The sequence below is a fragment of the Phytobacter sp. V69 genome, from assembly GCF_965644215.1.
Lineage (GTDB): Bacteria > Pseudomonadota > Gammaproteobacteria > Enterobacterales > Enterobacteriaceae > Phytobacter.
In genome coordinates, this window is sequence record NZ_CBFFRL010000147.1 from 1 (window position 1) to 12275 (window position 12275).

The window sequence follows — 12275 nt, forward strand, 5'->3', positions numbered from 1 at the left end:
AGTCATGATAATAGGGCCTTCTGATTAGAAGGCCCTATTATCAATGATTTTTATCCTCGTGACGACACTATCTAGTCACCTGGGGAGTTTCTCTCATCCGCTTTCGATTGCGCTTACCTATAGTCAGCGCAACTGGAGACCGCTATGCACGCCATCTCATCCGCTGAAATTGAACAACGTTACCGGGCATTCCGCCCACGGTTGCTGCTGTGCATGGTGGTGGGCTACGCCGCATTTTACCTGACGCGCAAAAGCGTCAATTACGTACTTCCGGCGCTGCAAAGCGATCTGGGGTTAGACAAAGGCGATATCGGGCTGATGGGGTCGTTATTTTACCTCAGCTATGGCCTGTCGAAGTTCGCCGCCGGACTGTGGCACGACAGTCACGGGCAGCGCGCCTTTATGGGCTGCGGACTGTTCGCCACCGGCTTGCTGAACGTGCTGTTCGCCTTTGGTGACTCACTGCCGCTGCTGCTGGTGGTCTGGACGCTAAACGGCTTTTTTCAGGGCTGGGGCTGGCCGCCCTGTGCTCGCCTGCTGACCCACTGGTATTCCCGCAACGAGCGCGGCTTCTGGTGGGGATGCTGGAACATGTCCATCAATATTGGCGGGGCCGTGATCCCGTTGATATGTGCCTTTGCCGCCCACTGGTGGGGCTGGCAGGCGGCGATGCTGACACCAGGGATAATCAGCATGGCGCTGGGCGTCTGGCTGACCATGCAACTGCGGGGCACACCGCAGGAAGAAGGATTACCGAGCGTAGGTGAATGGCGGCACGACCCGCTGGAACTGCGCCAGGAACAACAAAGCCCGCCAATGGGCTTATGGCAGATGTTACGCATCACCATGTTGCGTAACCCGATGATCTGGCTGCTGGGCGTGTCCTATGTGCTGGTCTATCTGATCCGCATTGCGCTCAATGACTGGGGCAACATCTGGCTGGCGGAAAGCCACGGCGTCAATTTATTAAGCGCCAATGCCACGGTGATGCTGTTCGAAGTTGGTGGCCTGCTGGGCGCGCTGTTCGCCGGGTGGGGATCGGACCTGCTGTTCAGCGGGCAGAGAGCGCCGATGATTTTGCTCTTCACGCTGGGGCTGATTGTTTCGGTCGCCGCGCTGTGGCTGGCACCGGTACATCACTACGCGTTGCTGGCGATGTGCTTTTTTACGGTGGGATTTTTTGTCTTTGGTCCGCAAATGCTGATTGGCCTGGCCGCCGTCGAATGCGGGCATAAGGCAGCGGCAGGGTCGATAACCGGTTTTCTCGGCGTGTTTGCCTATATCGGCGCGGCGCTCGCGGGCTGGCCGCTGTCGCAGGTGATTGAACGCTATGGCTGGTCGGGGATGTTCAGCTTGCTCTCCGTCGCCGCCGTATTAATGGGTTTACTTCTGATGCCCTTGCTGATGGTGGGCATCACGATGTCTCGCAGTCCTACAACCTGACAGGAAGGATAAAATAATGAAAGTTACCCTGCTCTCTACCCTGGTGGCGACCGGTTTGGCGCTGGCGGCATTCAGCAGCGCGGCAAAAGCAGAAGGTCGTCTGGTGGTCTACTGCAGCGCAACCAACGAAATGTGCGAATCGGAAACACAGGCTTTCGGCGAAAAATACAATGTGAAAACCTCCTTCATCCGCAACGGCTCTGGCAGCACACTGGCGAAAGTGGACGCGGAGAAGAAAAACCCGCAGGCGGATGTCTGGTACGGCGGCACGCTGGATCCTCAGTCTCAGGCCGGGGAAATGGGTCTGCTGCAGCCGTATAAATCAGCCAACCTCGACGAGATCATGGAGAAATTCCGCGATCCGGCCAAAGTAAAAGGCAACCTCTCTTCTGCGGTTTACGTGGGGATCCTCGGTTTTGGTGTTAACACCCAGCGCCTGAAAGAGAAAAACCTGCCGATTCCGAAGTGCTGGAAAGACCTGACCAGGCCGGAATACAAAAGCGAAATTCAAATCGCCGACCCACAAAGTTCCGGGACTGCCTATACCGCACTGGCAACGTTCGTGCAGCTCTGGGGCGAAGACCAGGCTTTCGATTACTTAAAACAGCTCAACGGCAATATCTCCCAGTACACCAAATCCGGTATCGCCCCGGCACGTAACGCCGCGCGCGGTGAAACCGCCATCGGGATTGGCTTCCTGCATGACTACTCGCTGGAAAAAGAGCAAGGCGCGCCGCTGGAGCTGATTTCGCCGTGTGAAGGTACCGGCTACGAAATTGGCGGTATCAGCATCCTGAAAGGGGCGCGTAACCTGGATAACGCGAAGCTGTTCGTTGACTGGGCGCTGTCGAAAGAAGCACAGGAACTGGCATGGAAAAAGGGCAAGTCTTACCAGATTCTGACCAACACCACCGCCGAAACCTCCCCGAACTCGCTCAAGCTCGATGACCTGAAGCTTATCAATTACGACATGGACAAATACGGCTCCACGGACGTACGTAAAGCGCTCATTAACAAATGGGTTAGCGACGTGAAGATGGGCCAATAAGTACGCACTGGCGATCACATTGCCGGGTGGCGGCGTAACCGCCTTACCCGGCCTACAACACCGGAATGCTTATGTCACACACACTCACACTCCATCCCGCGCCAAAGCGGGATGCGATATTCCTTTGGGTTCTGCTCAGCTGGCTGGCCTTCGTGCTGCTGCCAGGCTGGAGCCTGGATTACGGCCTGCTGGAATCCACGCGCGATGAAATCATCGACGCCTACGGCTGGTCGCACGTTAACGTCAGCTGGTTGTGGTATCTGCTGCCCACCGTGTTGCTGGTTCGCCCACTGAGCGAAGCCAAACGCGAACAGCGCAGCCGCCATTACTTTGACGCAGGCTGGGCATTGCTGTGCATGGCATTTGTGGCCATCAGCGCCACCGTAGAAGGGCGTGGCCTCGGCTATGCGACGATCGTGCTGTTCGTCACCCTTGCGGCCATCATGACGCTGGCACTCACTCGCCTGGAATGGCTCGGTGGCGACCGTTTTGTTATCGGCTCGCTGATTGTCATCGTGGCGCTGATCGGCGTCTTTATCGTCTGGCCAAGTATCGCCATCTTTATTCCAATGTTCACCACCGACAGCGGCGAGTTCGCCCCGCTGGCGTTTATGAATGTGCTCGCGCAGAAGCACATCATTCAGGTGATTTTGAACTCCATTTGGCTGTCCATTGCCGTGGGCGTCGGCTGTACTTTCTTCGGCCTGGTGCTGGCGATTTACACCACCCGCATCGCCAAACGCAGCGCCATCATTGGCCGCGTATTCTCCATTTTACCCATCGTTACTCCGCCGTTCGTGGTGGGTCTTGGCGTGACGTTGATGATGGGGCGTTCGGGCTATGTCACGGAATTAATGGTCGACTGGTTCGGACTCACCAACACCAACTGGCTATACGGGTTTACCGGTATCTGGCTGGCGCAGGTGCTGGCCTTCACCCCGATGGCCTTTATGATCCTCGATGGGGCGATCAAGACCATTCATCCCTCGCTGGAAGAAGCGTCGTACACCCTACGCGCCAGCCGCTGGCAGACCTTCAACGGCGTGTTTATCCCGTTGCTGAAACCGGCACTGGCTAATGCATTTCTGATTGTGGTCGTGCAATCGCTGGCCGACTTTAGTAACCCGCTGGTGCTCGGCGGTAACTTTGACGTGCTGGCAACGCAAATCTACTTCTACATCACCGGCTCGCAGCTCGATTACCAGGCCGCCAGTACGCTCGGAGCCTTCCTGCTGCTCTTCTCGCTGCTGGTGTTCTGCGTGCAGTACATGTGGATCGGCAAACGCTCTTACGTCACCGTTTCCGGCAAATCCTATCGCGGCGATGTGCAGCCTCTGCCAGTCACGCTGGTATGGAGCGTGGTGGTACTGCTGGCGGTGTGGGTGGCCTTCAACGCCCTACTCTACGGCAGCATTTTCTACGGCAGCTTTACGGTGAACTGGGGCGTGGATTACACCCTGACGCTGGATAACTTTATCAAGCTGTTTGGTCAGGGCATGAGTGACGGCGCGTGGCCTTCCCTGCTCGATACCCTGCTCTACGCCGGAATTGCCGCCCCAATTACCGCCATCTTCGGCCTGCTGATCGCCTGGATTGTGGTGCGCCAGCAGTTCAAAGGCAAAAAGACCATCGAGTTCACCACCATGCTGTGCTTCGCCGTACCGGGCACCGTGGCGGGCGTCTCTTATATTCTCGCCTTTAACAGCGCTCCGGTTTACATCACCGGTACCGCCGCCATCGTCATTATCTCGATGGTGATGCGTAACGTACCGGTCGGCATTCGTGCCGGGATCGCCGGCTTAGGACAGATTGATAAATCGCTGGATGAAGCCTCGTTGAGCCTTCGCGCCGGGTCGCTGCGTACCATCACGCAGATTCTGCTGCCCCTGCTGCGCCCGGCGATTTTGTCCGCGCTGATTTACAGCTTTGTCCGCGCCATCACCACCGTCAGCGCCATTGTCTTCCTGGTGACGCCGGATACGCGCGTGGCGACGGCCTACATTCTGAACCGCGTGGAAGACGGCGAATACGGCGTGGCCATTGCCTATGGCTCAATCCTTATTGTGGTGATGCTCGCCATCATCTTTATTTTTGACTGGCTGATCGGTGAGGCGCGTATCTCCCGTTCCAAAGCTAAAAACCAGGCCTAACGGAGCGCAACCATGACACAAAAACATTTCGTTGAACTGCGCAATGTCACCAAGCGATTTGGTAACAACACGGTTATCGACAACATTAATCTGGCGATCCCACAAGGTGAGATGGTGACGTTACTCGGGCCATCAGGCTGTGGGAAAACCACGGTGCTACGTCTGGTGGCGGGGCTGGAAAAACCGTCTGAGGGACAAATTTTTATCGATGGCGAGGACGTCACGCATCGCTCCATTAAGCAGCGTGATATCTGCATGGTGTTCCAGTCCTACGCCCTCTTCCCCCATATGTCGCTCGGTGACAACGTGGGTTACGGTCTCAAGATGCTCGGCGTTTCACGCTCAGAGGTGAAAACCCGGGTGAAAGAAGCGCTGGCGATGGTGGATCTGGAGGGGTTCGAAGACCGCTATGTGGATCAGATTTCCGGCGGTCAGCAGCAGCGTGTGGCGCTAGCCCGCGCGCTGATCCTCAAACCCAAGGTGCTGTTGTTTGATGAGCCGTTGAGTAACCTCGATGCCAACCTTAGGCGCAGCATGCGCGATAAAATTCGCGAGCTGCAAAAGCAGTTCAACATCACGTCGCTGTATGTCACGCACGATCAGAGCGAGGCCTTTGCCGTCTCCGATACCGTGCTGGTGATGAACAAGGGCCATATCATGCAGATGGGTTCGCCGCAGAATCTGTATCGCCAGCCGGCATCACGCTTTATGGCGAGTTTTATGGGCGACGCCAACCTGTTCCCGGCCACCTTCCATCCGCAATTTGTTGATATTCACGGATACCGGTTGCCTGTGCCCGCGCATTTCTCAGCCCAGGGAAGCGGCACCGTGGGTGTTCGTCCGGAGGCCATCACGCTGGGCGAACAGGGTGATGACAGCCAGCGCTGCACGATCGTGCATGTGGCCTATATGGGCCCGCAATATGAGGTAATTGTGGAATGGCACGGCCAGCGCATCTTGTTGCAGGTTAACGCCACCCGCCTGCAGCCAGACGTCGGCGAGCAGTATTACCTGCAAATTCACCCCTACGGCATGTTCGAACTGGCCGAAACAGCCTGAGCCTTTCCCGGGCCACAAACCGCACTAACCGTAGCCCCGGTAAGCATCAGCGCCACCGGGGAATATCCCGGATGCGGCTACGCCTTATCCGGGCTACAGACCACACTAACCGTAGCCCCGGTAAACGTCAGCGCCACCGGGGATGTTTTAACGGCGTTCGCCCGCCATGATATCGACCGTTCCACTACCCCAATCCTCCGGGTATAACCCACGCCGGACATCACGGTGAAAGGTTGAAAATGGCCAATCCCGAACCTGTGTTACCCAACCATGCTTAACAGGATTGTTGTAGACATAATCAAGATGGTGGTGGTAATCCGCTTCATCGCGAATTGTGTGTTCCCAGAAGCGGGGCTGCCAGATATCCCGCAGCTGTAATGTCCGGGTAAATTGCTTTTTGATTTCACGCCATCGCCCCGAATAATCCCTATCGTCTTCAGGCAATGTCCATACACAATGAATGTGTTCAGGAAGGACAACCCAGGCATCAATGTGAAAGGGCTTTCGTTGTCTGACGGTCTTCACCGCCTGACGCAATGCTTCGATGTGGGCCGTAAGAAGAAAACTTCGGCGATTTTTAAGGTTCACCGTGAAGAACCAGGTACCGCCGTTAACGTAATATCGCCGATAAGTTACCAAATGCCGCTCCATGTGCCGGAATGCCTCGGGCACTCAACGTAATCCGAAGAACAAGCTTTGGACAGAAAAGCAGCAATGTTATGGAAAGCATCTCGCTAAGTATTTCCCGGATGCGGCTGCGCCTTATCCGGGCTACACACCGCTCAAACCGTAGCCCCGGTAAGCATCAGCGCCACCGGGGAATTCCCCGGATGCGGCTTCGCCTTATCCGGGCTACAGACCACACTAACCGTAGCCCCGGTAAGCGTCAGCGCCACCGGGGAAGATGGCGTTTAAGTGCGGCAATATCCTCTGGCGTGGTGCGACAGCACCCGCCAATCAAACGTGCGCCGGCCTCCAGCCATTCGGGTAAAAATGCCACCAGCGTGGGGCAGGCATCCGCATGCCGGTGCCAGGTTTTTCGCAGCGGATCGTAATGTTCCCCGGAATTGGGATACACCAGCAGCGGTAAGGATGTGAGACTGCGCAAATGGCGCAAAACCGCGGTAACCCGTTCGGGCGCAAGGCAGTTCACCCCCACCGCCATCACCTGAGAAGAGGCGGACACAGCCTCGATCACTTCTCGCAGCGGGGTACCGTCGCTGAGATGCTCGCTATCGCACACGCTCAACGAAAGCCAGGCGCGCGCCTCGGGCCACGAACGTAACAACGCCAGCAGTGAGCAGATTTCCGGGAATGAAGGGAATGTTTCACACGCCAGCAGATCGACGCCGGTCGACAGCAGCGTTTCAATGCGCTGGCGATGAAACGCCTGGAAGGTTTCATCGCTACACACGTAATCACCGCGATATTCCGAACCATCGGCAAGATAGGCTCCATAGGGTCCAACGGAACCTGCTACCAGCAACGTCCCGGCACGCGGATTTTCCTGCTGATACAACGCCCGCGCCTGGCGTGCCAGCTGCACGCTTTCGGCTATCAGATAAGTGGCCTGCGCCTCGCTCAGATCGCGGGCGGCAAAACCCGCGGGCGTCGCCTGATAGCTCGCCGTCGTGGCAACCTGCGCCCCGGCACGAAAATAGTCGAGATGCACCTGGCGAATAATCGCCGGGGCTTCAGGCAACACTTTAGCCGACCACAGCGGGTCAGCCAGATTGCAGCCGTGCGCTTCCAGCTCGGTTGCCATCGCGCCATCTAAAAGCACGAATGGCTGGCGGGCAAGAAGCGCAGTCAGCGGATGATGTTGGGACATGGCGCCTTCCTGAACGGGCAGTAACCGTCACTACCGCGGATTTGCGACCAAACGCAGCCGCGCACGTCTGCTACTTAGTCGTGGGTTGGTCGTAAAAATGACATACAGGATCGGACGCCAGGCCATATTTCCCTCCTTAGTTAAATATAATCCTGGATTTTCCTGAATGCTTTTTCTCTCAAACTAAAGTGCGAAACAATTCAGGTCAACTCATTCTCAATGATTAAATTTAACATCGGGCAATTACCTGAAAACATTGTGATTCAACCTACAAAACGATGTAAAAAGGCAATAAGAACTCAAATGTAAACACCGTGTGAAATAAAAATAGCCAAATATAAACAGTAATTAATAATATTAAAGCGTTACATCCGTAAAAAAGGTGTAAGAATTGTCGGATTTATCTCCCTCGCATTCCACATAATATTTCATATTTTCCACCTGACAAAAGTTTTAACACCAGACCGGAGGGGAAAATTTAACTCAGGGCATTATTTTCACACTTCACGTTCAGCGGATTACCCCTTCGGTTTACATAAAGGGCATTTAATACTTCGGCAAATTTCACCATTGCGGGGCAGCATGCACCAGAATTACACGTTGTGCGGTGCATCTGTGCTGCATTTTTCTCGCGCCATGACACCAGAACCCATTAACACTATGAATTTTGTGTATTTTCCAATTTGGCACTGCCTTTGCAACTGGCACCCAACTGTGTTTAATGGCGAGGCAGTAAATGATGACCACAGAATCAACTACATTAAAAAGAACACTCGGCAGCTTCCGTTTATGGGGTATCGCCGTCGGCCTGGTAATTTCAGGTGAATATTTTGGCTGGAGTTATGGCTGGTCCCAGGCAGGAACCATGGGATTCCTGATTGTGGCACTGGCGATTGCCGCCATGTACTGCGCATTTATATTCAGTTTTACTGAACTGACTACCGCAATCCCACACGCAGGCGGCCCCTTTGCTTATGCATATCGGGCATTCGGCCCAACCGGCGGATTTATTGCGGGTTTCGCAACATTAATTGAATTTGTTTTTGCCCCACCGGCTATCGCAATGGCGATCGGTGCCTACCTCAATGTGCAATTTCCGTCACTCGACCCCAAATGGGTGGCCTGCGGTGCCTATATCATCTTTATGGCGCTGAATATTCTCGGGGTCGGCATTGCCGCTACGTTTGAATTGGTCGTTACGTTGCTGGCAATATTCGAACTGCTGGTCTTTATGGGCGTGGTTGCGCCAGGGTTCTCCTGGGATAATTTCACGGCTAACGGCTGGGCCGGCGCAGAAAGCTTTAGCAATCTGGCGCTGCCGGGCATGTTTGCCGCTATCCCGTTCGCTATCTGGTTCTTCCTGGCCATTGAAGGCGCGTCGATGGCCGCCGAAGAAGCCAAAGATCCGCAGCGCACCATTCCTCGTGCGCTGGGCGGCGGCATCCTGACATTAACCGTGCTGGCCGTTGGCGTGATGGTCTTCGCAGGCGGTGTCGGTGACTGGCGTACCCTGTCAAACATTAACGACCCGCTGCCGCAGGCGATGAAAGTCGTTGTGGGCACCAGCAGCGGCTGGCTGCACATGCTGGTATGGCTGGGGCTGTTTGGCCTGGTGGCCTCGTTCCACGGCATCATTATGGGTTATTCCCGTCAGATCTACTCGCTGGCGCGTGCGGGCTATCTGCCAGCCAGCCTGGCGAACCTGAACCGCAAAACGCGCACACCGCATCTGGCAATTCTGGCCGGTGGCGTGGTGGGTATCGCGGCCATTTTCTCCGATTCGCTGATCACCATTAGCGGCATGCCGCTCACCGCCTGCATTGTGACGATGTCCGTATTCGGCGCTATTGTTATGTATATCATCTCGATGGCCGCGCTGTTCAAATTGCGCCGTAGCGAGCCGAACCTGATACGTCCATTTAAAGCGCCGCTGTTCCCGATTGCGCCCGCGTTTGCACTGGGCATGGCGGTGCTCTGCCTGGTGGCGATGGTCTGGTACAACACCCTGCTGGCGCTGATTTTCGCGCTGATGATGCTCGGGGGTTACATGTGGTTTCGTAAAACCGCGCCAGCGCGTGAGCGTGCGGCAATGGATCCACAGCTGCGCGCGCTCTCCTGAGGAGGCGAAATGTATAAAACGACCCTGGCACACCGGACATATCGGTTCGCCAGTCTTAAAGAACTGATGGCAAAAGCCTCCCCGGCGCGTTCCGGGGATGTGCTGGCGGGCGTGGCGGCGCAATCGGCGGAAGAGCGCATGGCGGCGAAAATCGCCCTTGCCGATGTTCCCCTGCGCGACCTGCTGGACAACCCGCTTATTCCTTATGAAAGCGATGAAGTCACCCGCCTGATCATTGATACCCATGATGCCGATGCCTTCGCCCTTATCCGCCATCTGACCGTCGGTGATTTTCGCGACTGGCTGTTGGCCGATACCACCGATGCCGCCACACTGACGCACATTGCTCCGGCGATTACGCCGGAAATGGCGGCTGCGGTCAGCAAGCTGATGCGTAACCAGGATCTTATTCTGGTGGCCAGCAAATGCAGCGTGATCACCCGTTTTCGTAACACCATCGGCCTGCCCGGCCATCTGAGCGTACGCCTGCAACCGAATCATCCCACCGATGATATGAAAGGCATTGCTGCCAGCATGCTCGATGGCCTGCTGTACGGTGCAGGCGATGCGGTGGTGGGCATAAACCCGGCCAGTGACAGCCTACCGGTGCTCGAACGGCTCAATCATATGATGGATGACATCATCAGCCGTTTTGCGATCCCCACTCAGTCCTGCGTATTGACCCACGTCACCAACACGCTGCAACTGATTGAACGTGGCGCGCCGGTGGATCTGGTCTTTCAGTCAGTAGCAGGAAGCGAAGCAGCCAATAGCGGTTTTGGCATTAATCTGTCAATGCTCAAAGAGGCGCAGGACGCCGCATTGAGCCTGCAGCGCGGTACACTCGGCAACAATGTGATGTATTTTGAAACCGGCCAGGGGAGCTGCCTGTCGGCCAATGCGCATCACGGCGTTGACCAGCAAACCTGCGAAGCACGCGCCTATGCCGTGGCGCGCCATTTCAACCCATTGCTGGTCAACACGGTGGTGGGGTTTATCGGGCCGGAATATCTCTATGACGGCAAGCAGATCATTCGCGCGGGCCTGGAAGATCACTTCTGCGGCAAGCTGATGGGGCTGCCTATCGGCTGCGACGTCTGCTACACCAACCACGCCGAAGCAGACCAGGATGACATGGATACCTTGCTGACGCTGCTGTGCAATGCCGGGCTGACCTTCCTGATTGGCGTACCGGGCGCGGATGACATCATGCTCAATTATCAGAGCACCTCATTCCACGACGCCCTCTACGCCCGTCGTTTGCTGGGGCTGAAACATGCGCCGGAATTCGCCGACTGGCTCACCCGTATGCAAATTATCGATACCCACGGACAGCTGCGCTTAACCGGGGCAAACCACCCACTGTTGAGCGCGTTACCACAAGGAGTGAGCGTATGAATCCACCGGATGCCTGGACGCTGCTGCGCGAATTTACCGATGCCCGCATTGCGCTGGGGCGCAGCGGCGCCAGCCTGCCCACCCGTGAAGTGCTGAACTTTGGTCTGGCCCATGCCCAGGCCCGGGATGCCATTCATCAGCCGTTCGACAGCGAAAGTCTGGCAGAGCAGTTACACGCGCTGGGGCTACAAACGCTCAACGCGCACAGCTCGGCAACGGACAGACATATCTATCTGAATCGCCCGGATCTGGGGCGGATGCTCAGCGAAGAGAGCCGCGATGCCCTAAAATCGAGCCGGACACCGGCACACGACCTGCTGCTGGTGATTGGCGATGGCCTCTCTTCCCATGCGGTACAGCGCCAATCCGTCGGGCTGATTAAAGCGCTGCTGCCGTATCTGGAAACATTGGGGATTTCACTTGCCCCGGTGGTGCTGGCGCATCAGTCGCGGGTTGCGCTGGGGGATGACATTGGCGAAACACTAAACAGCAAAGCGGTGGCGATCCTGATTGGTGAACGCCCCGGCCTCTCCTCCCCGGACAGCCTTGGCGTCTATCTGACGTGGAAACCCGAGCGCAAGCGGCTGGAGTCTGAACGTAACTGCATTTCCAATATTCGCCCCGAAGGGCTGAACTATGAAGCCGCCGCCTTTAAGCTCGCCTGGCTGCTGGAACAGGCATTCCTGCGCCGGCTCACCGGCGTGAAACTAAAAGACGAAAGCGATAACCCTGCCCTGCACGGACGCGTGACGCCACGCATTCGCTAGCCTCCCACGCGCTTTATCGCCCGACGGTAAAGCGCGCGTATGGATTTTTGGTCAAATATCAAAAACGATACGTTTGCCGTTTGGCAGCTTAACGTCAATGCTCAACTCCCCACCCAGGGCGTTGACGTAGCGTTTGAGTGTCGACAGTTTTGGGTCATTGCCATTACGTTCCATACGCGCCAGCGTTGGTTGGGCAATTCCCATCACTTTTGACATTTCCGTTTGAGAAATTTCGAGCGCCTCACGGATACGATACAAGGCCAACTCCCGGCGAAATTCTGCTGTTTTCTGATGAATGCGCTCCTGGCTTTCAGGACTTTGACGTTCCATCAATTCTTTCAGCGTTGCCATTTACTTGTCCTCTTTCAATGCGTTCAGATGACTAGGGAAGGTGCGATTTAATCGTCAATTATGAGAACATAACCCTTTCTTTGACATAGACTTTTCACGATGCCCGCTC

At 56.0% G+C, this 12275-nt stretch carries 10 protein-coding genes; 7 read left to right on the forward strand and 3 right to left on the reverse strand.

Going from position 1 to position 12275, the window contains the following annotated elements; translation table 11 throughout:
* Positions 1-144: 144 nt before the first annotated feature.
* From uhpC to fbpC, 4 genes are all read left to right on the forward strand, one after another.
* Positions 145-1443 (forward strand): MFS transporter family glucose-6-phosphate receptor UhpC, encoded by a 1299-nt coding sequence (uhpC, locus tag ACSZPU_RS18310; RefSeq protein WP_499001654.1) that lies wholly within the window; start codon positions 145-147, stop codon positions 1441-1443.
* A gap of 16 nt (positions 1444-1459) precedes the next feature.
* The gene (locus ACSZPU_RS18315; RefSeq protein WP_499001655.1) at positions 1460-2491 is read left to right on the forward strand and encodes an ABC transporter substrate-binding protein; all 1032 of its coding nucleotides are present in this window, start codon (positions 1460-1462) and stop codon (positions 2489-2491) included.
* A 71-nt stretch (positions 2492-2562) separates the two neighbouring features.
* Positions 2563-4641: an ABC transporter permease gene (locus tag ACSZPU_RS18320; protein WP_499001657.1), complete on the forward strand. Its 2079-nt coding sequence runs from the start codon at positions 2563-2565 to the stop codon at positions 4639-4641.
* A 12-nt stretch (positions 4642-4653) separates the two neighbouring features.
* Positions 4654-5700 carry a ferric ABC transporter ATP-binding protein gene (gene fbpC / locus ACSZPU_RS18325; protein ID WP_499001660.1) on the forward strand — a complete coding sequence of 349 codons (1047 nt, stop codon included), beginning with the start codon at positions 4654-4656 and terminating at the stop codon, positions 5698-5700.
* 147 nt (positions 5701-5847) lie between these two features.
* Here the strand turns inward: fbpC and ACSZPU_RS18330 are convergent, their stop codons facing one another.
* Together ACSZPU_RS18330 and mmuM are read right to left on the reverse strand one after the other, a co-directional pair.
* Positions 5848-6339, reverse strand: coding sequence for an REP-associated tyrosine transposase (locus ACSZPU_RS18330; protein WP_499001674.1), 492 nt, complete (start codon positions 6337-6339; stop codon positions 5848-5850).
* A gap of 247 nt (positions 6340-6586) precedes the next feature.
* Positions 6587-7531 carry a homocysteine S-methyltransferase gene (gene mmuM / locus ACSZPU_RS18335; protein ID WP_499001664.1) on the reverse strand — a complete coding sequence of 315 codons (945 nt, stop codon included), beginning with the start codon at positions 7529-7531 and terminating at the stop codon, positions 6587-6589.
* A 739-nt stretch (positions 7532-8270) separates the two neighbouring features.
* Between mmuM and eat the strand changes: the two genes are divergently transcribed.
* From eat to eutC, 3 genes are read left to right on the forward strand one after another with little or no spacing between them, the layout of a single operon-like run.
* Positions 8271-9650, forward strand: a complete 1380-nt coding sequence (gene eat, locus ACSZPU_RS18340) for an ethanolamine permease (RefSeq protein WP_499001676.1) — start codon at positions 8271-8273, stop codon at positions 9648-9650.
* 9 nt (positions 9651-9659) lie between these two features.
* The gene (locus ACSZPU_RS18345) at positions 9660-11048 is read left to right on the forward strand and encodes an ethanolamine ammonia-lyase subunit EutB (protein WP_499001665.1); all 1389 of its coding nucleotides are present in this window, start codon (positions 9660-9662) and stop codon (positions 11046-11048) included.
* Positions 11045-11815 carry an ethanolamine ammonia-lyase subunit EutC gene (gene eutC, locus ACSZPU_RS18350; protein ID WP_499001668.1) on the forward strand — a complete coding sequence of 257 codons (771 nt, stop codon included), beginning with the start codon at positions 11045-11047 and terminating at the stop codon, positions 11813-11815. Before ACSZPU_RS18345 ends, eutC begins: the two co-directional genes overlap by 4 nt.
* A gap of 51 nt (positions 11816-11866) precedes the next feature.
* On the opposite strand, the gene ACSZPU_RS18355 is transcribed toward eutC, so the two are convergent.
* Positions 11867-12166, reverse strand: coding sequence for a helix-turn-helix domain-containing protein (locus tag ACSZPU_RS18355; protein ID WP_499001671.1), 300 nt, complete (start codon positions 12164-12166; stop codon positions 11867-11869).
* Positions 12167-12275: the final 109 nt, after the last annotated feature.